The following is a 24,441-nucleotide window of genomic DNA, read 5'->3' on the forward strand; positions in this document are numbered from 1 at the left end:
ATGAAACGAATTCTATACATATTCCTGCTGAATATCGTGACGATCGGGGCTGCTGCCCAGTCGAATATCCGGTTAAACAACTACTGGGAGAATCTTTACAGCATCAACCCTGCTGCCATTGACAACCAATACCGTGTACTGGTGAGCCTGGGAGACCGCAAGCAGTGGATTGGTTTCCCCGGAGCGCCCAATACGATGTATGCTTCGGCGACTACGTATATCGAGAAGTTTAACACCCAGCTCGGGGTGCGTTTGTTTCGGGACAATATCGGTTATACCTCGACGACCCACGTTGCACTCTCATACGCTTATGCCGTAAAGCTCGATGATATCTGGACACTCAACATGGGACTTGCCGGCAACCTGCACAGCCTTTCTTATGATGTAGATAAAATAAATACCGGAACCATTCCCGAAACGAAAGTCTATCAGATTCTGCAAAATACGAATGACTATAGTTCGGAGGTGGGAGCCGAACTGGTCAGTACCCAATGGCGATTCGGGGCATCGGGACAGAATCTATTCTCCATTTTCTCCCAAGAGAAGGCGAAGCAATATCCTTATACTACTTTTTTGTATGGAAAATACCGGACCCGTAACGGTACATTGCTTGATACGGGCGCAGGTATCAGTGGTATCCAGGCTGGCAATCTCTACCAGATGGAGGTGAATGCTACTGGATTTCTTAAGAACTATGACCAGGAAGACCTGATGCACTTCGGAATCTTTTACCGTACCATGCGTGAAATGGGCGCGATCTTCGGGATCAATCTGGGCAGCTCACTCTATCTCTCCTACAGCTGCGACTTCAACATCAGCGGCATCAGCCGCAATTCTGCTGGTACGCACGAACTGATCCTCGTACTAAAGCTGAATAAGATTATTAATTGCCGGTGTAATCAGTATTAGCCCCTATACCGGCCAGCAGCTTTAAGCCGCTATCCGGATTGAAAATAGACACACTCTTTTATCGAAGCTTTCTCTATGAGCGAAAGCTTCGAATGGGAATATCAGAGGCTCTCTATGAGCGAGCCTCTGGATAATTGTCGTACCGCAATATTATTTTCATTAAATCAGCGGTTTGATCCCGATAGCTATCGCGGACGCTTCACCCAAGAGATTCTACTTATTCATAAACTTTATTCATTTGTAAGAACAAACGGGTGTCGCGGTTTGTAACCGCGATTATTATCGAATATAATCAGTGCTTGGAACCGCTTCTCCTGAAATAACAATGCAGAAATCACAGTATGCAACAATGATTAGAACTGCATAAAAAATCTTCTTACTACGTGTCAAGCGGCCTGAAGCGGCCAGAACACTAGCGCCCCCACATCCCGATATATCTCTCCACATCAAACTTCCGCTTACACCCCTTATCATTCATAAAACGGATTTTACCAAATACGGGGCGAGTCGTCCAGGGGCGGTCATGCAATCCACAGATGGCCCACTGGCAACCGACATATCCGTTCGGATCGCGTCCGTCGATGGCGTATTTATCATTCAGGTAAATGGCAATTTGCAGTGCTTCCTGCGGTGAAGGCGTCCATTCCAGAATCTTCTTCGCCCAATACATCCGCATATATCCATGAATCTTTCCCGAACGGAGCAGTTGCACCTGAGCCGCATTCCAGAGTGGGTCATGCGTCTCTGCATTTTCAAACTGTGACAGCTCGTAGAGATATTCCCGTTCGTCGGCAGCGTGAGATAGCAAGGTCTCTTTTGCCCAATCCGGAGCACCTTCCCAACGATCATAACTAGTATTGTAATAGCAGAAGTTATCCGATAGCTCCCGCCGCACAATGACCTGCTCAAGAAAAGCAGCCCGGTCATTCTCCGGAACATCGGCTTGCTGTACTTCCTGCGTCAACCTTTGCGCCGACAACTGTCCAAAATGGAGATAGGGTGACAAATCGGACTGATGGTCCAGCTCCGGCAGATTGCGCTGTTCGTCATAACCAGCCAGCCTTCCAGAGATAAAGTGCTGTATCGCTTCACGGGCAGCCTCTTCCCCCGATGGTAGAGATAAAGCGGACACGGTGCGAGCCAACTGCATCTCGTCCAACAGCGCGTTTGCAGAAAATACTTTTGCAGCACTTCCTTCCCCTACCCGCTTCAAAAGCTCTTCCTGCACCAAAAGCTCCGATAGGTCATTCAGGTAAAAAGGAAGCAGCCGGTTGATCTTCGGACGGAGCGTGTAAGCCCCGTACTCCTGCTTCTGTGAAGCCACCCGGCAGGGAACGATATTGTGCGCATCCACCTCGAAGTGGGCAACATGAATCTCCCGGTTGACCTCCTCCTTCCACTGCCGCTTAACCCGCAATGGATCAAAGTCGGAGAATAATGCAGCACAATCATTTGCCTTCAGATACCGGACCACCTCAACGGAGGGTTCCCCCCGAAGCAATTCAATGCGAATCCCCAGCTCCGACAATCCCTGCGCCACCTGCTCCAGTCCCCTCAACATAAAATCAAACGAACGCAGGTTGGCTCCGGGGAACTTTTCATCCAGACAAAAGAGCACGCGGAGCTTTCTATTGCTTTCAGCCGCCAATTGGGCCGCAGCCAAGAGTGCGTGATTGTCCCACACCCGCTGATCACGGCTCATCCAGTAGATGACCAGCTTGCTGTCTGTAACGGATTGGTTATTGAGTAGGTTAATGCGGTCTGACATATCAGATTGAGTTTTTTGCTTAAAACAAAAGTAACGCAATGAAGTTGATGAGAGGCACTGAAAAGTACAAGCCATAGGCTTGTTTTTAAAGAAAGCGTAGGCGGAATCATACGTTAACGGCAGACTGCGGAAATTAAATGTTGTGGGATTGAGTGGCGGATAGGCAACAACCAAATGGGAATTATATGATCGTTGAATATCAGCGGATTACTATTTGGCTACTTAAGATTATTGCGAAAATAGAGAACATTATTCGAGCTTCAATGTACATTATAGCGCCGATAATGTACATTGTAGAACCAATAATGTCCATTATTCGAGCTACAATGGACATTATTCGAACTACAATGGACAAAATTACTTCAATATTGTACAATGTAGAAGCTACAATACGCATTGTAGCTCCAATAATGTATAATGTAGAAGCTACATTGTACATTATTCCGACTGTAATGTCCATTGTAGCTCCGATAATGTTCAGTGTTTGGCCGAAAATGGACAGTAATGAAGCGGTATTACCCTATACTGCCACTCCATTGTGCCTTGATGGGGGAGCATAGCACTACATAATCCTTATCAATCACAATGCAATTATTGCAAGCCATTAACGCCCGACAATAATGTGATTTGTTGCCGGAGTAAAATTGTTTGTTTCTTTTGTGTTTTATTGGTGTGATTTGGTAAAAGATTTGGAAATGTGTGTACTTTTGTGGGGGAAGGGGGCTTTGACGTGGCTATAAGCGGTTGGGATTTGTGGCACAATCCTGATGGTTTCATGAGATGCTTCGTTAAACATGCGCTTGAAAATGTAAACACTGAGATTAAGAACAAAAAACAACGCTTCTATATAGCAGCCCAGATTTCTGTATGCGCAACTGCTTGAAAATAACAAATTTGTATAATCGCTTGGAAAATAGCGGTATAATAATTTTTTATGCTGTTTGTATTGCGGAAATATGCGCAATGCTATTGCGCATACAGGAATGAGTTGCGTATAGGGGGATTTATGCGTCATTTTAAAAAAATGAAAACGAAGATAAGAATACTCGCTATTTTATCGACTTGTGGACTGATTTTCACTGGTTGTTCATTGTGTGCGACAAAACCTAAACAGACAACAACAGTAGAAAACCAAGTAATCTCATTCGACTCTTTGAAATCAAGATTCGAGAAAGGAGACAAAATCATTATTAACGACTGGATTTTAATAGGACCAACGGACTTTTTTGATTCTGTGTCGATTGACAAAAACACTTTAAAAGGAACTCTATTACCAAAAGACACGATTCTAAAACGATTCGGATGCAATAGAGCTTTTTACGAATTGAAAATCAAAGACATGGATTTGCTTCCACAAGGAAACTTTATTGACATAAAAGCTTATAGATTTTTGAATCCAAATGAGGAAATTTTTTATCTTATAAATGGAAGTCCCTGTGATTCATATTCAAAGACTTTACAAAGAATTACAAACAAGCGAATAAAAGAAATAAACAAACTCGACTCTTATTCTGCCACCAAAATTTGGGGTGACAACTATGGTAAAAATGGTGCTCTGATTATAAACACATATAACGAATTTGAAGCGCAAGAGATATTTAGACCATTTAATTCTTCCAGTATTAGTCGAAAGATTACTAAAATAGACAGTTTGGAATTTTATTCCAACAAAGTGATTTATAGCAGAATCAGTCAACCTTCTACAATAAAGAAGAAAAATAAAACAATAAAAGTACCTATTGGTAACTCAGCGATTGAATTTCATGATAACGCTAACATTGATAATCCGATAAACTATATTGTAATTGGACAAGATAAGAAGTACGAATGGATTTTGATTAAAGGAGAAGATGAACTTCAGGACTATTATTATATAGTCAACCAGAATCTGAATAAAATAGACACATTGGTTGGGAATCCAATGATTTTCGGCGACAAATTACTTTGTCAAGAAGGCTCATACACAGACGGCACTGACTTTATTGAACTATGGGACACTACAGACGGAAAGTTGAAACGTATAAAAAAGTTCAGTTTGAGGACTTTTGGCATATATGTAGACGAAATTTATCTTAAAGGCGACATGATATTTGTGAGGTTCAAAACAAACAAATATTTGAAATTGAAAATATAAAAAACGAACGCATAACACCCGCCTATGGTCATTGGCTGGCTGACGTGCATTTAGCAGGTTTTGCTCCCGCATTCACTTTGTCGCAGTGCGACAGCGAATGCTCCCGCAACCCGCCAAATGCCCATAGCCTCAGTCGGTTAGGTGCAGTACTAAAAAAATAAAAACATGAGCATTCTGAATAAGATTAAAGGACTGATTACGAAAAGAGAAGAGATTCCAAACTCAACAACACAAGAGAATACAGAAAAGAAAATTACCGTTTATGACAAAGATGGTAATCAATACGCTATTACTCAGAAGTATTGGATTGACAACGTTCTCCCGACGGAATTTGAGAAAGTATGGAACAAACCAGATGACCTATATAGTTTGATTGTAATGTGTTTACAAGACGAAGTCTATGATTCTACGATTTTACCAGCCCAACACTTATTTGAAATTGACTTTGACAAACAAAGAGCAATTTTAATTCTAGGCTTAGTCTATCTGAAAAACAATAAGCTTGAATTATCTGAAAAGACATTTAAAGAAGCGATTGAATTATTCCCTAATGACGGCTACTTACAGACAAATTTAGCAAAAGTGTACGCAGAGAAAGGAGATGAAAAACTATCATATGACACATTATGGAAGGCATTATTAACTGACCCGAATCAAGAAAATGCAATCATTTGGATTGCAGCAATTCATTACGAGAAAGGTGGAAACACCGACAGACTAAAGATTTTAGACAGTTTATCTATGATTCCAGGTAGTTGGCGACCACAACTTTGGATCGCAAGAGATCTATTAGAGAATGGAAAATTTGAAGAAGCGAAAACAATGTATAAATCAGTCTTAAGTGTAGCTTCTAAGTATAGTGACGCTATGTTGATGATTTCCGGTGATCTCGGCAAAAACAATAGAGTTGAAGAAGTATTTGAGCTTGTATTTCCACTATTCAACATAAAACAACATGGAATTAATACTGCACTTAATCTTGTACAGTCAAGTATTATTAGCGGACGAAAAGAAGTTGGACTTGAAATTCTTGCTGACATAAAACAAGAGCAAAGGCTTGACTATGCAGAACTTGTAAATCGATTTGAGAAACAACTTAATGAAATATAAAGTACTAGCACTAACCCCTCTTTCGCGCGAGTTTAAGAAGTAACTTCTGGCGCGGGTTTAGCGAAAGCGTAACCCGTGCCCAAAACTCAGACAGCTTGTAGCTGTCGTATTTGAAAAGTCTCAATGCGCCTAAGTTGTTGCCTTCTGGAGTACAGAATTCTTCGAATTCTAAAACAGCTACAAGCTGTTTGGATTTCCAGCACGAGATATGCTTCGCTAATCTCGCGCTAGTGGGAGTAGGCGGAGCCATATGTTTAACGGCAGACTGCGAAAATTAAATGTTTTGGGATTGGGTGGTAGATAGGCTCCATCCAACCGGGGAATGTGATATTTATACCCTATTATCAGACAAAATAAATGCTCCGACTTACCACAATAGTTTAAGTCGGAGCATTGAATAAAGTGAGCATGTACGTATTTACTCTTCTGAATTCTTCTTGTGCAAATACTTCATTTCCACAATAAAAGCAATCAATAATCCCAGTCCGCCGAATAGTAGTACCGAAGCACCATAAATAACTCCTACTGCCTCATAGGCATTATGGCTCATATTCTCATAGTTGAATCCCACCACAGTGTTTAGGCAGATAAAATAACCGATCAACAAGCCCAATCCGATGCCCAGTAATAAACAGGCGATTTTCAGAGTTCCGAATCTTTGCAATCCTTCCAGTCTTATCGGAAGCGAATGTTTTAATTCGAGCATCGAAGGGTCAAGTTTATCACCGAGCTTTTCAATAATCGTAAGACGCTCTTTTCTTCGTGCAAAAAGTTCAAACAGTTTGTAAATTCCCAGGGTAATGATCCCGACAACCAAAGGGACTGTAATAAATTCCATCATAGTGTTTTCATTTTAGGTGAATAATTTGGTTCTTTGCAAGGTTTGACGCAACTTCACGAAAACGGTTACAGGATTTGTCTGTTTTTTATTTTTCCTATTCAAGACTGTAACCAAACCGGAACCATTGCGTCTATTCTCTATATGGACAATCAGGAGGAATTAAAATATATTCAACGCATTTGCAATGGAGAGACTTATTTGTTTTCGTCTCTTCTCAATCGCTACAGCCGTTCTATATATTCGCTAATTGCGCGGATAATTCCTTCCCGGGAAGATGCTGAAGAGTTGACACAGGACACTTTCATGAAAGCGTTCAGGAAACTGGATTCCTTTAAAGGTGATTGCAGCTTCTCTACCTGGCTTTTTCGCATCGCCTATAACACGGCAGTGTCTGCCACCCGGAAAACCCGGATTGTGTTTCCGGTTATAGATGAGGCTATTATCGACCGGGTTTCTGATGATGCTGCGGAAGCTGCTTTCGAAGAAGATGCAAATGAAGAACTGTTGCATAAACTCGAAACTGCCATTGGTAAGCTGAATATAGAAGAAAGAATGTTGATCACACTTTACTATTCAGAAAACAAACCGATTGCGGAAGTGGCATCCATTCTGGAAATGTCCACTGACAATGTGAAGATTAAACTCTTCAGGGTCAGAAAAAAGTTGTATGTATTAATGGATATAAACAAACCATCATGAAACGGGATAAAGCTATAATCAAAGCATTGGATAAGTTTGAAGCACCGCCGCTTTCGGCTGATTTTAATACTCAGCTGATGAAGAAGATATCGGAGGCTGCTGCCCAAAAAGAGAAACGGGCTTTTATCGTCAATATCTGTATAATATCTGTCGTTTCATTGGGGCTGGTAGCTATGGCGATTTATCTTCTCAGGGATTATATCACTTCAGACATAGCCTTTCGAATGCCGGTATTTCATATTGTTTCCGGTCCTGCATCGCACTATCTCTTTTTTGCTTACATTGCGTTTCTTGCTTTATTATTGTTGGGACTTGACTATTTCTTCCGTCACCTGAGAGAGAAAAAGAAAGATAAGTACCTGAAGCATTCCCATTGATGGTGAGAATAAGCTAAATGTATGACCGGTGGCCTCCCTTTTCACGCAAGTATAAATACATGCCGTGTATAGCGCAAGAGTCTTGAGCTCCTCTTTCGCGCGAGTTTGAAAAGTAACTTCAGGCGCGGGTTTAGCGAAAGCGTAACCCGTGCCCAAAACAGAGACAGCTTGTAGCTGTCATATTCGAAAAAGCTCAATGAGCCTAAGACTATCGTTTTTCTTGCAGTCTATAGGAATGCAGAATTCATCGAATTCTAAAACAGCCACAAGCTGTTTGAATTTCCAGCACGAGGTTCGCTTCGCTAACCTCGTGTCAGAGGGGATTCTTAGGTTTTGGTTACAAGCTAATAGGCTCAGAAGAATCTACATCCGGATAAAGGCAGAGTTATGTATAGTCTAAAATCCGGAAGAAGAGAATAATCAATCATGATTTAAGCACTAATTTCTTCCCTTTGTAAATACGATTCAACATATCACTAATTGGAGAAATCGAATGATCATGTTTGTTGAAATCACGTTTCAATTCAATCATCCTGATTCGGATAGAAATAGCGTCTTCAATAGAAGAGGATCTTTGCAATTGAGTTTTTAGGTCTTCAAGGGTTTTCATTGTTATATAAAGAGTGAAGGGTTACTTCTGTAGTACAACTATCTTCCGGCACTTCTAATTCATCTATATAGCAAAGATAGTTCAGTGCTGCACTCGTATCCTTTCACTTTTAAATATTCAATTTCGGATTTTGAATAATTCCCCTTTAAGCACCGTCCACATGCTGCCGTTTGGAAAAAGCTCTGCTTTAGCCATTGCCTGAAAACAGTCTCCCGGCAAGCTCAGGCATCTACATCAAAAACCTCGTAATGTAACTCTCAGAATCCCGTATTCTGCATTGCTTTCTTTTCATCGGCTGTGAGTGGCCTGACATTTTTATGAATGGCGTCGAGCCAGGATTGCGGTATCGGGCGCAGGCAGTGATACGGTTGGAGGTTGGTCGCATCGCTCTCCTTCGCATTCGGGAATCGATTGAAGGCTTTGGTGCGGAGATAAAACGTCTCCGTGCGTTGCAGATCAGTCCAGCGGTTCAGCTCACCCGTCATTTCGCGGGTCCTTTCATTGAGCATAAAGTGGATAAAGCGCTCCTGCGGGGTCTGCGCATTTACCTTATCAAACATCTCCTGACGATCGTAGCCTGACGTGGTAAAATATTCCGGTGTCACTTTGATCTTGTCATAAGTTCCGGTTGAATTCATATTTAACCCATCTTCGAAGTACCAGTGCAGGGGCTTCGTTTCCCCTTCCTTGAAGGCGGCTCGTTTACGCAGCACATTGATGTAATCGCAGGCAGTTTGATAGTCCCCTTTACGACCATAAGCTTCTGCGATGATCAGGTTAGTCTCCCCCAGTCGGGCCAGAATGCCGTCTTTGGTTCCCATCGTCTCATTGACACTGGCACGGTAAGGATCCACCTGCTTGATCATGCAGGGAGAGACATCACGGGTAAATCCGCTCACCACTTTTCCCGAAAAATCTTTCTTATAACGCGGCCACACCTTGTAACGAAACTTCTTATCCAACTCGTTATCGGTAAGCGTCTGCAGGCTGTCATTCAACACCAACACAAAAGCTGTATCCCCCAACGCAAAGCGGGGCTTACCCACCATATTCGGTGTGGGGGCATTCACACTCGTCCAGGTATTATTATCGGCACTGGCCTTGCTGTTGCTGTTAAACATCAGTTTGAAGGTTTTGGAAAAACGGGAGTCATTTTCCCGGTCAAAAACATCCAGCGCATAATCGGTCACGGTCATCCTCCGGTAGGGGCGGCCAAACATATCGCGGGTCATTCCGGCCTGCGTGTCATACTGGATAAGCCAGTAGAGGTGAGACGAATTACCATAACGTCCCATATTGGCTTTGGCATCATCAAACTGAGCCGAGAAGATCACCTCTTTGCTCCGGTAGTTTTTCCCGGTAGAGAGTGCATAAGAGTTGCTCGAACGGGTATAAACAGGCACGCCATAAATCTGGCCAAAATCTTCCTCCAGTGCATACCGGTTACTCTTGATTACGCGGTCGGCAAAGTAGATACAGCTATCGAGATCGGTCGGACGCATCCCCCGCTCTTCCTGCACTGCACTGGCACGGGTCAGGTAAACCTTCGCAAGATAGTGGTAAGCCGCCCCCTGTACAGCCCGACCATAATCGGTAGTGGTCTCTGGTAGATTTTCTGCCGCATATCGCAGGTCGGAAATGATGGTTTTATACACGTCTGCCACCGAAGCACGGGTAAATTCCCATTGCGGTTCGGTGGAGCTTTTCAGCACCAATGGAACGCCTCCGTATTGCTGCACCAGATTGAAATAGTAAAAGGCACGCAGAAAACGCAGCTCACTCAAACGGATCGTGGCATTGGCCGGATTCTTCTCAAACTGCACCTGCGGAATTGCGTCAATTGCAGCATTGCAGTTATTGATCATGGCGTAGGTAACATTCCATAATTCAACAATACCACCGCTTCCAGGCGGTGCAGAATTATAGTTGGCCGGATCATAGGTATTGTAATAAAACCAAGTGGTCTGCGAGCCATAGGTATATTCATCCAGGCCAAAACTGGTCAGGCAGTAGCTCCATTCATAACTGAAGATAAAGCGTACCCCTTCATAACAGGCTCGTGTAAGATCCTCTATCCCCTGCTCGGACTTGACGTAATCGGCAGTCAGGGTACTCACCTGTTCCTCTTTCAGGTAATCGTTGCAGGAGGAAAACAGCATGGCTGTCAGAAGGAAATATAATATTGAGATTTTCTTGTGCATTTTTCCGGATTTCAAATAGATAGCTTAATTCCACACACAACACTCTTATAGCTCATGATATCCCCTTCCGGGTCCAATCCTTCAAAGTGATCCGAGACAACAAACGGGTTGACCATTTTCAGGTAAAGACTAAGCTTCTTTGCTTGGAGTTTTTGTGTCCAGGTTTTAGGAATTGCATAGCTCACGCCTATATTCTTCACTTTTAAAAAAGAGCCTTTGCGGTACCCCATGGAAGAGATATAATTGGGAGATTCCTGCAACACATTCGGTCGGGGATACTCCGCATCCTGATTATAGGGCGTCCAGTAGTTTACATTGCGACATTGAAAAATGCCAGACAAGGTAGGTTTATAGTAATTACTGTTCAACATCTGTCCGATCCGGGCAAACAACATACAGGAGAGCTCGATGCCTTTATAGGAAAAAGTGTTGGTCATACCGGCTGACCATTTCGGGACGCCGGTGCCAAGAATCACTTTGTCACTCGCATCGATCTTATAGTCGTGATTCTGGTCTTTAATGCGGATAGAACCGGGCGAAAAGCTGGATCCCTTTGCTGCAAACTTTGCCATTTCTGCTTTATCGGCTTCGGAAGTGCTCCAGATTCCGTCGTACTGGTAATCATAAAAAACGGTGATAGGCTGTCCGATAAACCAAAGGTTGGCAATATCATCCTGCTTGCCGTTTGACAATGCCGCGATCTCTTCCTTGTTTTTGGTAAATGTAACGTCAGTCGTCCAGGTCAGTTTCTTTTTATCGATATTGACAGTATGCAACGACACTTCGATACCGCGGTTTTGAGTAGCGCCAATGTTATTGATCCACGAGGTAAATCCATTTGTGGAAGGGATAATCTGATTCAACAGGAGGTCATACGTTTTAGCCAGATAGAGATCAACCGTACCGCTGACCCTGTTTTTCCAGAGACCGAAATCAACACCGAGGTTGTATTGCGAAGTCTTTTCCCAACCTAGTCTTTTATTAGCCATACTGCCCTGGGTAGCTCCCAACGAGCCGAAACCATAACCCGAAGCGGCAGATTCTCCAAATACATACACAGTGCGGACCAATGTTCCGCCGGTCTGGTAAGGATTGATGGCCGAGTTGCCAGTCTGTCCGTACCCGATGCGAAGCTTCAGGCTATTGATCACTTTATTGTTTTTGAGAAAATCCTCTTCATGCATCTTCCAGGCCAGGGCCATCGAGGGAAAGGCTGCCCACTTATGCCCCTCTGCCAGTACCGACGAACCGTCCCAACGATTCGAAACTGTCAGCAGATAACGGTTATTGTAGCTGTAATTCAACCGCCCCATAAAGGACTCACGCGCCTGATGGCTGTACCAGGAGCCAAAGTAGTCGGCAGCATTCTTATCAGTCGAACCGATATTGAACCACTTTTGAGATGAATAAGGAAGTCCGGATGCCCGTATCTCAGAACCTTCCGTCCAGGCCCCCTCCATACTCTCCAACAGCGTGAGACCGACCGAATGGTTTTTGATCTTTTTGTCGTAATAGAGCAGATTATCCCAGGTAAAAGCGATATCCTGATTTTCGTAATACCGGGCATTACTTTGGGTAATCACGCTGACCTGAGTATTGGTCGCTCCAATATCATTAAACTGCCCGTTACGGAGCAATTTGAAGTCCAGCCCGATATTGCTGCGGAAGCTCCATCCCAACGGCAGTTTGATTTCTCCGAAAATGGTTCCCACATAACGGGTAGTCCGGTCTTCATTGAAGCTGTATTTCGGATCATTGATCGCATTATAGATGCGCCCGCTCCCACCCGAATACTCGATAAAGTTTCCGTTTTCATCATAAGGCACCGCATAGGGTACCTGACGGGTCATTTTGGCAAACATATCGACATCAGTCTCTTTCACTGACAGGGAAGCCATATTCTGCACACCAAATTTCACATTGTCATTGACCTGAAAGTTGGTATTCAGTCGTAAAGTGAGTCGTTGATAACCCTGGGTCTTTACAATCCCCTGCTGATCAAGATAAGCAGCAGAAAATAGTGCCCTGACTTTGTCGTTGCCAAACGTGGTGCTGAACTGGTGATTCTGAGTCACGGCTGTTCGTAGCGCGTGGGAGAGCCAGTCGTATCCACCCACGTTGGATGCGTTATACACCGGTACTTCATTGACTCCCCACATCGCTTTCTCGGTTGGAGTCGTGGCCCGTATTTTGGGAATAAGATTAGCCTTGTCCACCCATTCATAAGCACGGGCGATTTGCGCCCATCCTGCTGGATCTCTTGTTGCATAGAAGGTGGAGAAACCGTAATAGTCCTGTTGTGGATCAGGATAAGGTGTACTATATCTGCCTGCTGCACGGTTGGCTTCACGCACCATCTCTGCAAACTCACCACCGGTCATCATGTCTGGCTGTACCAACCGGTTGTCTATGGAAAGGTAGCTGTCATAAGAGACGGTTGAAACTCCTTTAATCCCCTTCTTTGATGTAATTAAAATCACGCCATTCGCCCCGCGTGAACCATAGATAGCCGTTGCCGACGCGTCTTTCAGTACCTCCATCGACTCGATATCTCCGGGGCTGATCTCTGCAATGCCTCCTGTCAAAGGAATGCCGTCAAGTACATACAGGGGCTCATTGCCTGCTGTGATGGAACGGGATCCGCGGATACGAATCTGGGGAAGCGAACCGGGTTGCGCTGCTGTATTGCCAATATCCACACCGGCCGCAGCACCTTGTAGAGCGGAAGTGATATCTTTTACCGGAATGGCCTCTATCTGCTTGCTGGTGACAGAGGCCAGTGCTCCCGTCACATCGCTTTTGTTGACCTGTCCATAACCGATGACGACGATTTCTTCCAATGTCTTGGCTGCTTCCTGAAGAGTTACCTCCAGTATTGCGTTTTTCCCAATCACTTTTTCCATCGTAGAAAATCCGATATAGGAAAATTGCAACACACTCTTTTCAGATATTCCCTCCATTGAAAAATGACCGGTATTATCGGTGATAGTCCCAATGGCCGATCCTTTAATACGAATATTGACACCAATCAATGGATCACCTGATGGACCTCTGACAATTCCGGTTATTTTCCGTTTCCGGTTATTTGTTTCGTCGGCGACATTCACCGTCGGCTCATTGGTCACAACGATATGGTTCTCTACAAGAGTAAACCGCATCCCCGTTCCCCGAAAGACATCATTCAACACCTCTGTCACCGGCTTATTGGTTGCTGATACCGTTGTGAGCAGTTCGGTATTTATTTTATCCTTGGAAAAAAAGAAGAGGTAGTCGGTCTGCTTTTCTATCTCATTGAAAAGTTCTTTGATTGGGGTATTCTTTAGGTTTAAGGTAACTTTCTGGTTTTGTGCAAGGCAATTGTTTATTGATATTAGTAGTAATTCTATGACAAAAAATACTGTCTTAAGTTTCATGGTTATCAGTATTATTTGTTTCAAAGATAATAATCTGGAACAGAAATCGGATACTTTAAAAGAGAAAATATAAAAGCCTGCATATCTGAATTCATCAGATATGCAGGCTTAATAACTACTATAGAGGTTAAATCTTTCTTTTTTTACCAGCCCTGGTTTTGCATTGCTGCTTTTTCTTCAGCAGTTAGTGCTCGTCCGCTTTTTTGAATCGCATCAAGGAATGATTGCGGAACAGGGCGAAGATAATGTTTAGGATCAACTGGTTTAGCTTCATCATTAAATAGTGTTGCACGTGAAATCAATGTCTTAGTCCGGGATAAATCCTCCCAGCGCATTAATTCACCCATCAACTCACGAGAACGTTCATTCAAAATAAACTGAAGAAATTTATCTGCATTTGAAGCTGCTCCCAAAACGTTATAAAACTCTTTTGTAGAGTTAAAGATGTCGTCCACACTATTCAGGTGCAGGCTAGAAGCTGCAGTAGTGACAGGAATATTATTCGATAAATAGTAAGTATTCTTATCAGAATAAGAAAATGCAGTAACACCGGTAGTTGCAACTGTATTAGTTTTATAGGATACTCCACCATCGACATAGAATGAGCGATCTTCTCCAGATTTATAGGCAGCTCTATCTCTAACTGTATTAATGTACGGTAATGCTTCAGCGTATTTTCCTAGACGGCCATATGCTTCAGCTGCAATCAAGTAAGTCTCAGATAAACGAGCCAAAATACCGTCTCTCTGACCAAACTGAGAGGCAACTGAATTTCTTGAACCATCCATAAACTTGCTTAGTGCAACATAACGTGTAGGAGAAACCTTACCATAATTACCATGTGATCCAATCAAATTCTGAGCTTCTCCATTAAAATACCGAACAAACGTATGTGGAGCAAGATAATTAATATTATCAGACGTATATCTTGCATCACCGGCATCATTTACAATGTACTGAATTGAGGTTTCATTAGCGGAGAATTTAAATTTTCCAACCATATCATTACTTGGAGCATATTGAGTAGTCCATTTAGGTGCACTTGCAGGTTTATTACAAGAATAGCAGGTCTTGAAACTTTTCCAAAAACGAGAGTCATTTACCCGATCGTACACATCAATTGCATAATCTGTTGTTCTGCATCGTTGGAATTCACGACCGCCGGATAAGTCACGTTGCATGCCTGCCAGGTTATTGTAAATTGAGGGGAAATGTAAATGCAACTGATTTCCAAAACGCCCCTGAGTGGTTGTATTATTGGAGAATTGAGCCGCAAGGATAATTTCCGACAATTTTTCATTAGCACCGTCTGGAGTGGTAAAATTCCATAAGTCGCTAAAATTCGGTGCTAAGGTTTTTCCACTTCTTACAATCACAGAATCGGCATAACGGACGGCGTTATTCAAATCATCTGTTTTAGTTTCTGCATTCCAGTCACTGTACAACTCACTGGCACGATACAAATAAGCTTTAGCAAGGAAGTGCGCAGCCGCCCATTTTGTAATTCTTCCAGTAGCTTCCGGTGTTGCAGGAAGTAATTTATATGCTTCGGTAAAATCACTGATAATTTGATCATAAACCTCTTTCGCACTGTTGCGGGTATATTCATACTGAATATCGGTTGTTTGAGTCAGTTTAAGCGGTACCCCACCATATTGTTTTACCAATTTGAAGTAGTCAAAAGCCCGCATGAAATAACCTTCACCTAATCTGGTATTCTTTGTAGCCGAGATTGGATCATAATACTTCGGTACATTCTCTATAACGGTATTGGCAGAGTTGATACCTCCATACATGTTATCCCATACAGACTTAGGATCAGCATTGAAAAGAGACAACGCAGAATTAAGATTAGTACCATAAGAGTTCCACATTTCACAGGTTCTATCACCACCTACACTAAATTCATCAGTACCATAAATCGTGGTTGCATATGCCCATTCATAATTAAAATGGAACTTAAGGTTTTGATACATCCCCGTAACAAGATCATCAAGTCCAGGAGTTGTGGTGTAATACTGGCTTGTAAGTTTGTGAGATGCATCTTCTTCTAGAAAATCGGAGCATCCTGTCGTTCCAAGCATTGAGCCCGAAAGTATCAGGCTGAAATATATTAATTTCTTAAGCTTATTCATAGTATTGAGTTTTAGATTAGAATTCTACATTCAGTCCGAATACAAAACCGCGGTTATAGGTTGAGCCTCCCAAATCCGGATCCAACCATTTGCATTTTGCATACAATAATCCGGGATTCATCATTTGAGCTGTAAGTTTAAGGTTTGAAATATTAAACTTACTCAAAGCTTTTGATGGAATAGTGTATGCCAAAGAAATGTTTCTCATCTTAATAAATGATCCATCCTGATAATTCATTGAACTTTTGTATGAGTCACCAGCTGCACTTCCATAGTTTGGAGCCGGATAATCGTTAGTTGGATTATTTGGAGTCCAGTAATCAACTACACGTTGAGCATAACGTCCCTGAAGAGCTTCAGCTCCACCAAGTACAGTAAAACCCCAACGAGAATATATAAAGAATGATAAATCCCAGTTTTTATAGCTGAATGTATTGTTAAAACCGGCTGTCCAGTCTGGGCTGGAATGTCCTATAATTTGACGGTCATTATTAGCATCAATTTTATAATCACCATTCAAATCAGCTAGTTTAATATCGCCTGGTTTGAATACGACTTTTCCATTTGCAACTGTATATTTTGCCAGTTCTGCTGCATCAGCATCATTGTTTTGCCAAACCCCCACTTTCTTATAATCATAGTAAACTCCTATTCTTTGACCGATAAACCAAAGGTTGTTAACATCATCTACTTTACCATTTGCAAGAGATACAATTCTGTCTCTATTTGCACCATAACTGATATTAGAAGTCCAGGTAAAATCCTTTGTCTTGATATTAGTTGTGTTTAAAGTGATTTCAAATCCCCTGTTAGCAGATTCTCCGATATTATCCCATCCGTAGGTATAACCAGATATCGATGGAACGGCTTTTTTCATTAAAAGATTCTTCGTATTAGAAGTATAGTACTCAACCGAACCGTTAATTCTGCCTTTGAACACACTGAAATCCAAACCAATATTTCGTTGAGTAGTGTACTCCCAACTCAACTTTTTATTGGGTAAAGCTGAAGGACTAGCTAAAGTAGCATCTGACAGTACATAACCAACATCCGTTGTTGCACCCCAAGTATAATACAATGGAGTAAGAATACCTTTAGTCGTATAAGGATCAATCGAAGATTGACCTGTCGTACCAATACCTAAACGAAGCTTACATTGATCAATCCAGGTAAGTGACTTCATAAAATCTTCCTGCTCAATACGCCATCCAAGAGCCAATGAAGGGAAAGCGTCTCCCCATTGATAACCTTCGGCTAATACAGAGGCTCCATCCCAGCGAGTAGATGCTGTAATTAAGTATTTATTATTGAATCCGTAGTTTATGCGAGCCATATATGACAACATTTTTGATTCAGATAAATCAGAACCAAATGCTGACAATGTACTAACTGAACCCAGTTGATTCCATTTCTGACCTTCATAAGGAAGATTTTCAGCAGTCATACTAGAGGATTCTCTATGAAATGACTGGCTACTTTGAAGTAAGGAAACACTTACAGAATGTTTCTTTGCAAAAGTCTTATCATAAGTAATAAGGTTGTCCAATGTCCAAGTAAAATCAAGCTCCTTATCTAATCGGGCCTGATCAGTTGAACCAGCTTCACCGCCACCACGCATCATCGAACGTTTATCATAGTAAATACCATTTGTTCTGTTATAAATATCAGGGCTAAAGCTGACTTTATATTTCAGACCATCCATAAACTTAATTTCAGCATAAGCGCTTGCTAAAGTTCTTAATACGTTACGTTGGTTAGTACTATACTTTTCTTCTCCAATCGGATTTAGAATATTCACATCTCCTCCTGGATAATTGATCCTGGAACCATCTTCTCTGTATGGAACTGCATAAGGAAGCATGCCTGCAGCTGCAAAATATAGATTACCTGCTCCAGATCCACTCGCTTTGTAACCATATTGTTGCTCACTCCATGAACCATTAATATTAACCCCCATTGTAAACCAGTTAGTAGGAGTTATATCAACTTTGAGGGCTGTATTGTATCTTTTATATCCTTGTCCAAGTTGAGTTCCTTGTTGATTTAAATATCCAACAGAGGCATAAGATTTCATTTTATCTGTTCCTCCACTTACACTTAAAGTATGATCCTGAGTTACACCTGTCTGTAATACCATTCCGGTCCAATCAGTTGTAGGAACTAAACTACCATCCCAAGTTCCGCTTGCCCAGCCTTTTTGGACATTCGCCCAAGCATATGGATCTTGTCCGAAAATAACTTTATCAGCTGCTTCTGTCGGAGTACTAGGATAACCACCATTTGTATACCCATCTTGAGTTATTGTTGCTCCCATACGTCTATATGCCCATCTGCGAAAATCAATATACTGAGCGGAATTCATCATTTGACTACGATCATACATATTTTCAACAGTCATAGAACCGGAATAATTCAACGTATACTTACCTGCTTTTCCTTTCTTAGTTGTAACCAAAACAACACCATTGGCAGCTCGTGAACCATAAATAGCCGCAGCAGATGCATCTTTTAAGATATCTACAGACTCAATATCGGAGGGGTTAATTGACTCAAGACCTCCTGATAATAGTGGAATTCCGTCAACAATAATGTAAGGGTCACTTGTTGCTGCAAAAGAACGAACTCCTCGAATTTGAATTTTACCCATTTCACCAGGACGTTCATTTGAGGTAATATCCACTCCGGCTGCTTTACCTTGCATACCCTGAAGAGCATTTGTCACAGGCATTTTTTTAATATCCTTTGCACTTACACTGGTTAGTGAACCGGTTACATCACTTTTTTTAGCGACTCCATATCCAATTGCCACAACCTCACCAAGCGAAACCGATGAGTCTTGCAGTTTTACGTTGATAGTCTGCTGATTACCCACTGTCACTCTTTGTGGTTCCATTCCTACGAATGTAAATGAGAGAACTGATTTTGCCGATGTAGCAGAGATAGTGTAGTGTCCGTTGATGTCGGTTATGGTGCCCTGTTTAGTACCTTGTACGGCAACGGTTACGCCGGGAAGCGGATTTCCCTGGCTGTCTTTCACGGTTCCTTTCACAGTGACATTCTGTGCGAAGGCTAATTGAGCGGTCATTAAGCATAGAAATAAACAGACCGTCTTGAATAAAAAGAAGCCGGAGGCTCTTTTCGTTGTAAGAGTTTTGTTTCTCATAAATGTTAGTTTACATATTAGATTGAATTTAAGCTACATAAATTCGTAGCATACAATGGATAGCAATGGGTTAACAGGAATATTTTCTGCCTCAATTAGATTTTGGTTAACATCAAAAAAACAGAGAGAAACCGGGGCGGCTTTTTCCCCGATAAATCTCTAACCTAAACAATCACTGCTGTACTCAGCAGCCTTTTTTACTATAAAAAACTACCTATTAGTATATCGTTACGTGTTGTTTTTCAGCGTTGTACTGGTATCTGAAGTTGGCTTCCGCCTTTATTACATCCAGAATGTGGGTAATTCCTTCGTTTTTCCTGAATTTGCCTGTACAGGTACTGCTCAGGATGTTCTTATTTTGAATAACGATAGTCACATCGTAATATCTTTCAAGCCGTTCAAGGATATCAGCCAGAGTCATATTATTGAATGAATAAACTCCGCTTTTCCATAGCATATCTTCCGCAGTGGATGTGGATGTCGCTTTCAGTTTTCCGTGGTCAACCTCAGCTTTCATATTGGGTGTCAGGATAACCTGTTCATTTGTAGAGGTATTGGCTACGCTAACCTTTCCCCGGATAAGACTGGTGGAAAAAAGGTCTTCACCACTTTCGTTATAAGCATAAACATTAAAAGCCGTTCCCAGCGCCGTTACATCATATCGTCCTGCCGAAACAATAAACGGGTGTTTCTTATCGTGAGCAACTTCAAAAAATGCTTCTCCGTTAAGCTTCACATTTCTTGTTACATTCCCGTATGAAAAGTTGTAAGAGAGTTTTGTTCTGCTGTTCAACCAGACTTTCGTCCCGTCAGGCAAAGTGACCTTTACCATCTGACCGGCGGGTGCTTCAATCGTTTGGCTGAATTGGGCCATATTATGTTCCTGCCTTTTGTATAATGCAAATGCAATCGTTGAAACTACAATAACCGCCGCAGCGATTTTACCGATTTCAAGTGAAATACGACGGAAATTCCAACGAACGACACGCTGTTCTGTCTCCACCGGAGTAGTCAGAATCAACATATCCCAGGCACGACGGGCTTCGATAAACTCCTGCTTATTCGCCTCGGACTCGTCGATCCAGTCGAGCAGAATTTTTTCATCTTCCGAAGAAATCTGGCCTTTAAAATAGTGGACAAATATTTCCCTGTTCATAGATGTAGGAGTTGGTTCTGATATGTAAACAGATTACAATAAGATACCCCTAAAGGGAATAGCGATTTTTTTTTCAGAAAAAGAAAGTATAGGCAGACATGTAGTCTTTCAGGCCAATACGAAGAGATTTCAGGCCTTTGGTAATGTGATATTCCACACCTTTGACGGAGATATTCAGGCGCAGAGCGATCTCCTTATTACTTAAATTGTCAAAGCGGCTCATTTCAATCACCTGGCGGGTTTGTTCAGGAAGTTTGTCTAAAGTCTGACGGATAAGAGATTGTACTTCATTGCTGAAGATAGATTCAGGATCGGTAGCACGCAGGGTAAGGCATCGAAGTTCGATCTCTCTGGTCTGCTGTGAGAGCAGCTTCTCTTCCACAGCATAACGGGTCTGGAGGTGTGAAAGGTGGTTTAGGGCTCTGTTTTTAATAATTGTGAGCAGATAAGATAGTACATTGGAGTTGTCAGCCAGCGTTTCCTTATTTTCCCAAAGGGTGGTAAAGGCATCCTGCACAATATTTTCGGCAACAAACTCATCCCGCACATACGAGTTGGCAAAACTACGAAAACGAGGGAAATAAGTCCGGTATATGGCTGCATATACCCGCTCGTCACCCTGTTTTAGCTTTGTCAGATCTTCGGAATTATACTCGTATGCTTTCATAGAAGGTTAATCGTTACAAAACTACTCCCTTTTTTTTGATGTCATACTTTGAAAAATGATGGAGTAGCAAAAACGGATTACCCTGATGTTTTGATTATTAGGTTATCGTTTTTAATTGAACAGATTACTACAAGCCTGTGTTCACCCACCATTCCCGGCAAATAAACGGGAATATTTCCCTACTCCGGCCTTTTATGATGCATGGTTGCTTCGGGCTTGCTCTGATGATGTTCCGCTGATGTTAGTATATTGTACATAGCTATAGGTATGATTCTTCCAATATTTTTTCATAGATATCCCATACTTAATAAGTATGGGATATCTATGAAATATGTATGAATTGTCTATGTGATATGTAAGGAATATATGTTTATCATCAGCGGAACAACCCCGGAGCATCATCGGAACATCCGTCTATCAAGATGATATATAAACCGGCTTATCATACTTCTCTTCAGGTTAAACCCAAAAATGACACACTCTATACCAAAATGTACACATCTGGATGCCAGCAAAACAGTAATCTTGCAATCTGAACGAGGCAACCAACCTTATTGTACAATTCAATACATTAACTACATGAAAAACCTACTACTTCTTTTCGCATTTACCCTACTCTTTCCGGTATTTATATCAGCACAAAGTGTTACACTCAATGAATCCTCCGGTTGGTTAGAATCAGCCTATATAAAATGGCAGCCTGTCGCCGGAGCACAGAGCTACAACGTCTATTACAGCGGAGAGGGAATTACCGATAGAAAGATTGACAATCAACTTATTCGCAGTTACGGCACTTATTATCGCGCAGATGTGATGGGACTCAAAGCAGGAACCTATGCCCTCAAAGTGGCACCTGTCATTTCGGGAGTGGAAGGAACAGCCACCACTACCGGAGCATTGACTGTACTGGCTCAGGACAGAAGTGGCTTTGCTTTTGAAGGCGGTCACATCCCCGGAGGGTACAAACTTGATGGTACGCCCAAAGACGGAGCAGTCATTGTCTATATTACCGAAAACAATAAAAATACCGTTTCGCTTGTAGTGACCGGAGCCACGACTAATCCATGTGTTGGTTTACAAACTATCCTGGATGGTTTTAAGAAAGGGAAAGACAACCGTCCTTTAATCGTTCGACTGATAGGCAATATCACCGATCTGAGCTATATGGCTGACGGCGATATATGTATTGAGAATGCTAATAACGCATCCGGTTCAATTACTTTTGAGGGAGTTGGTAACGATGCTGTCTGCAACGGCTGGGGAGTGCGACTGAAAGGCGCAACCAACATTGAGGTTCGAAACCTTGCTGCCATGAACTGTAACAGCACTGCAGGTGATGATTTCGGATTACAGCAGGATAATGACCATATCTGGGTACATAACTGCGATATGTTTTATGGAAATGCAGGAAGTGACGCCGACCAGATAAAAGGGGACGGAGCATTGGACTGTAAAGGTTCTACTTACGTGACATTCTCATACAACCACTTCTGGGATAACGGAAAATGCAACCTGTTGGGACTAAGTGAAGGTACTACCACCGGATTGTATGTCACTTTTCATCACAATTGGTACGACCATTCTGACTCGCGACATCCGCGCGTCCGTTTCTATTCCGCTCATATTTACAATAATTACTTTGACGGTAATGCCAAATATGGCTCTGGCTCAACGATGGGCTCATCCCTGTTCGTAGAAGGGAATTATTACAGGAACTGCAAACACCCGATGATGATTTCGATGCAGGGAACCGATGTGTGGAATGAGACCACGAAGAAAAACGACCCGACAAATATGGGGACATTTTCCGGTGAAGATGGCGGTATAATCAAGGCGTTCAACAATACGTTTGATGCTTCCATTGGCACAAATAATATGCGTTTTGTGGCTTATGGAGATCCTAGTGCAGCATATAATATCTCCGGAGTAATCAGTTCAACGGTTGATTTCGACGCTTACCTGACAACATCAAGAGACGAACAGGTTCCGGCTTCGGTCAAATCGTATCAGGGAGCCAATACCTACAACAACTTCGACACCGATGCCGCTTTATACGTAAAAACGCTGGTTCCCGATGCTCCGGAGGTTGCTAAAGCCAAAGTGATGCAATACGCAGGACGCGTAAACGGCGGTGACCTGAAATGGACGTTTGACAACAGTGTGGATGATGCTTCTTATCTGGTAAATGCACCTTTAAAAGCAGCAATTACAAACTACGCCACCACGCTGGTTTCGGTACAGGGCGAAAGCGGCTCATCAAGCAGCAGCCAGACACTGAGCGCTCCATCCAACAACCACCAAACCGTTGCGAGTGGCTCAGCAATCAGCCCGATTGTCTTCACTTGGGGCGGTGATGCTACAGATGCCACTGTGACCGGATTGTCCGCTTCTGGCATTGACTATATAAAAGATGCTACCGCTAAAACCATTACCATTTCGGGAACTCCCACGGCAACCGTTTCATACACCATTTCCACTACAGGTTCAACGGGTACTCCGGCAACCGGCTCAGGAACCATCACCGTATCAACAAGTGGTACAACAACCGGCGATATGATTCAAAACTTTACAGCATCGGGAACAGCCAGCACATTCTATACCATCAATGGCAATCTTTCTACCAGCTATGGTTCGGTTACTTATGCAGGATTGGCACTCACCCAGTGTCTGAAAATGGAATCCAGCACCAACATTGCATTTACCACCGCAGCTTCAAGTACATTGACATTGGTATTCAACAGCGCTTACACCGGAACAGTAAAAATTGACGGAACAACTTACACTCCTTCTGCCGGAATGATTACATTAAATCTGACTGCCGGTTCGCATACCATTCTGAAGGGAAGTGGTTCCAGTTACTTGTTCTATATGAGTATTTCGTTCGGAACATCGGGAGTAGAAAGTTCTGAGACTTCAGAACTGAAGCTATATCCTAATCCTGTGGTAAACAGCCTTTCTATTTCATCTGATCTCAATGTGGACAAAGCAGAAGTTTACAGTGTAAACGGAACCTTGATGCTTAGCAAGTCAGTAATTATTAAATCATTAGACATGAGCGGATTGAAAAGCGGAAGTTATCTGGTAAAACTTTATTCTGAAAAAGAGGTAATCAAACAGTCCATCATAAAGAGATAGTCGCAAGGGAGAAAGTAGAATATCTTCTTTCTCCATTAAGCGGTTTCGGTGAATTCCGGAGCCGCTTTTTCATGTCTATGAACCTGTAAAATTCAATAGTCTTGAGCTCTGCGGCGACATGTC

The 24,441-nt window shown here is 42.4% G+C and carries 15 protein-coding genes; 7 read left to right on the forward strand and 8 right to left on the reverse strand.

Translation table 11 applies throughout. The annotated features are described in order from the left end of the window. Positions 1-909: a PorP/SprF family type IX secretion system membrane protein gene (locus MLE17_RS14955; protein WP_243349516.1), complete on the forward strand. Its 909-nt coding sequence runs from the start codon at positions 1-3 to the stop codon at positions 907-909. Between the two features lie 412 nt (positions 910-1,321). Here the strand turns inward: MLE17_RS14955 and phrB are convergent, their stop codons facing one another. Next, entirely contained in the window at positions 1,322-2,677 is a 1,356-nt protein-coding gene (gene phrB, locus MLE17_RS14960) for a deoxyribodipyrimidine photo-lyase (RefSeq protein ID WP_243349517.1), read from the reverse strand. Positions 2,678-3,003: 326 nt separating this feature from the next. Between phrB and MLE17_RS14965 the strand changes: the two genes are divergently transcribed. From MLE17_RS14965 to MLE17_RS14975, 3 genes are all read left to right on the forward strand, one after another. Beyond that, positions 3,004-3,237 (forward strand): hypothetical protein, encoded by a 234-nt coding sequence (locus tag MLE17_RS14965; RefSeq protein ID WP_243349518.1) that lies wholly within the window; start codon positions 3,004-3,006, stop codon positions 3,235-3,237. Positions 3,238-3,701: 464 nt separating this feature from the next. After that, positions 3,702-4,811 (forward strand): hypothetical protein, encoded by a 1,110-nt coding sequence (locus tag MLE17_RS14970; RefSeq protein WP_243349519.1) that lies wholly within the window; start codon positions 3,702-3,704, stop codon positions 4,809-4,811. Between the two features lie 165 nt (positions 4,812-4,976). Further along, the gene (locus tag MLE17_RS14975; RefSeq protein WP_243349520.1) at positions 4,977-5,921 is read left to right on the forward strand and encodes a tetratricopeptide repeat protein; all 945 of its coding nucleotides are present in this window, start codon (positions 4,977-4,979) and stop codon (positions 5,919-5,921) included. A gap of 418 nt (positions 5,922-6,339) precedes the next feature. On the opposite strand, the gene MLE17_RS14980 is transcribed toward MLE17_RS14975, so the two are convergent. Next, on the reverse strand, positions 6,340-6,759 hold the full coding sequence (locus tag MLE17_RS14980) for a DUF6249 domain-containing protein (protein ID WP_243349626.1): 420 nt from the start codon (positions 6,757-6,759) through the stop codon (positions 6,340-6,342). Positions 6,760-6,903: 144 nt separating this feature from the next. Between MLE17_RS14980 and MLE17_RS14985 the strand changes: the two genes are divergently transcribed. Then, positions 6,904-7,461: an RNA polymerase sigma factor gene (locus MLE17_RS14985; RefSeq protein ID WP_243349627.1), complete on the forward strand. Its 558-nt coding sequence runs from the start codon at positions 6,904-6,906 to the stop codon at positions 7,459-7,461. Then, entirely contained in the window at positions 7,458-7,838 is a 381-nt protein-coding gene (locus tag MLE17_RS14990; protein ID WP_243349521.1) for a hypothetical protein, read from the forward strand. The genes MLE17_RS14985 and MLE17_RS14990 overlap by 4 nt, the downstream gene beginning before the upstream one ends. Positions 7,839-8,705: 867 nt before the next feature. Here MLE17_RS14990 and MLE17_RS14995 read toward each other — a convergent pair. The 6 genes from MLE17_RS14995 to MLE17_RS15020 form a co-directional block, all read right to left on the reverse strand. Beyond that, a complete protein-coding gene (locus tag MLE17_RS14995; protein WP_243349522.1) occupies positions 8,706-10,649 on the reverse strand; it encodes a RagB/SusD family nutrient uptake outer membrane protein in 1,944 nt (647 codons plus the stop codon). Between the two features lie 11 nt (positions 10,650-10,660). Further along, positions 10,661-14,062, reverse strand: a complete 3,402-nt coding sequence (locus MLE17_RS15000; RefSeq protein WP_243349523.1) for a TonB-dependent receptor — start codon at positions 14,060-14,062, stop codon at positions 10,661-10,663. A 143-nt stretch (positions 14,063-14,205) separates the two neighbouring features. Next, the gene (locus MLE17_RS15005) at positions 14,206-16,197 is read right to left on the reverse strand and encodes a RagB/SusD family nutrient uptake outer membrane protein (protein ID WP_243349524.1); all 1,992 of its coding nucleotides are present in this window, start codon (positions 16,195-16,197) and stop codon (positions 14,206-14,208) included. 16 nt (positions 16,198-16,213) lie between these two features. Beyond that, positions 16,214-19,360, reverse strand: coding sequence for a SusC/RagA family TonB-linked outer membrane protein (locus MLE17_RS15010; RefSeq protein ID WP_243349525.1), 3,147 nt, complete (start codon positions 19,358-19,360; stop codon positions 16,214-16,216). A gap of 217 nt (positions 19,361-19,577) precedes the next feature. Next, positions 19,578-20,516: a FecR family protein gene (locus MLE17_RS15015; protein ID WP_243349526.1), complete on the reverse strand. Its 939-nt coding sequence runs from the start codon at positions 20,514-20,516 to the stop codon at positions 19,578-19,580. A gap of 73 nt (positions 20,517-20,589) precedes the next feature. Next, positions 20,590-21,183 (reverse strand): RNA polymerase sigma-70 factor, encoded by a 594-nt coding sequence (locus tag MLE17_RS15020; protein ID WP_243349527.1) that lies wholly within the window; start codon positions 21,181-21,183, stop codon positions 20,590-20,592. A gap of 579 nt (positions 21,184-21,762) precedes the next feature. Between MLE17_RS15020 and MLE17_RS15025 the strand changes: the two genes are divergently transcribed. After that, positions 21,763-24,318, forward strand: coding sequence for a T9SS type A sorting domain-containing protein (locus MLE17_RS15025; RefSeq protein WP_243349529.1), 2,556 nt, complete (start codon positions 21,763-21,765; stop codon positions 24,316-24,318). The last annotated feature ends 123 nt before the right edge of the window (positions 24,319-24,441 follow it).

It is taken from the genome of Parabacteroides sp. FAFU027, from assembly GCF_022808675.1.
Classification (GTDB): Bacteria; Bacteroidota; Bacteroidia; order Bacteroidales; family UBA7332; genus CAXXIC01.

What these genes read in the sequence shown, in the direction of transcription:
- MLE17_RS14955 (WP_243349516.1), top strand. Translation starts at nt 1, where the DNA reads ATGAAACGAATTCTATACATATTCCTGCTGAATATCGTGACGATCGGG.
- phrB (WP_243349517.1), bottom strand. Translation starts at nt 2,677, where the DNA reads ATGTCAGACCGCATTAACCTACTCAATAACCAATCCGTTACAGACAGC.
- MLE17_RS14965 (WP_243349518.1), top strand. Translation starts at nt 3,004, where the DNA reads ATGGACATTATTCGAACTACAATGGACAAAATTACTTCAATATTGTAC.
- MLE17_RS14970 (WP_243349519.1), top strand. Translation starts at nt 3,702, where the DNA reads ATGAAAACGAAGATAAGAATACTCGCTATTTTATCGACTTGTGGACTG.
- MLE17_RS14975 (WP_243349520.1), top strand. Translation starts at nt 4,977, where the DNA reads ATGAGCATTCTGAATAAGATTAAAGGACTGATTACGAAAAGAGAAGAG.
- MLE17_RS14980 (WP_243349626.1), bottom strand. Translation starts at nt 6,759, where the DNA reads ATGGAATTTATTACAGTCCCTTTGGTTGTCGGGATCATTACCCTGGGA.
- MLE17_RS14985 (WP_243349627.1), top strand. Translation starts at nt 6,904, where the DNA reads ATGGACAATCAGGAGGAATTAAAATATATTCAACGCATTTGCAATGGA.
- MLE17_RS14990 (WP_243349521.1), top strand. Translation starts at nt 7,458, where the DNA reads ATGAAACGGGATAAAGCTATAATCAAAGCATTGGATAAGTTTGAAGCA.
- MLE17_RS14995 (WP_243349522.1), bottom strand. Translation starts at nt 10,649, where the DNA reads ATGCACAAGAAAATCTCAATATTATATTTCCTTCTGACAGCCATGCTG.
- MLE17_RS15000 (WP_243349523.1), bottom strand. Translation starts at nt 14,062, where the DNA reads ATGAAACTTAAGACAGTATTTTTTGTCATAGAATTACTACTAATATCA.
- MLE17_RS15005 (WP_243349524.1), bottom strand. Translation starts at nt 16,197, where the DNA reads ATGAATAAGCTTAAGAAATTAATATATTTCAGCCTGATACTTTCGGGC.
- MLE17_RS15010 (WP_243349525.1), bottom strand. Translation starts at nt 19,360, where the DNA reads ATGAGAAACAAAACTCTTACAACGAAAAGAGCCTCCGGCTTCTTTTTA.
- MLE17_RS15015 (WP_243349526.1), bottom strand. Translation starts at nt 20,516, where the DNA reads ATGAACAGGGAAATATTTGTCCACTATTTTAAAGGCCAGATTTCTTCG.
- MLE17_RS15020 (WP_243349527.1), bottom strand. Translation starts at nt 21,183, where the DNA reads ATGAAAGCATACGAGTATAATTCCGAAGATCTGACAAAGCTAAAACAG.
- MLE17_RS15025 (WP_243349529.1), top strand. Translation starts at nt 21,763, where the DNA reads ATGAAAAACCTACTACTTCTTTTCGCATTTACCCTACTCTTTCCGGTA.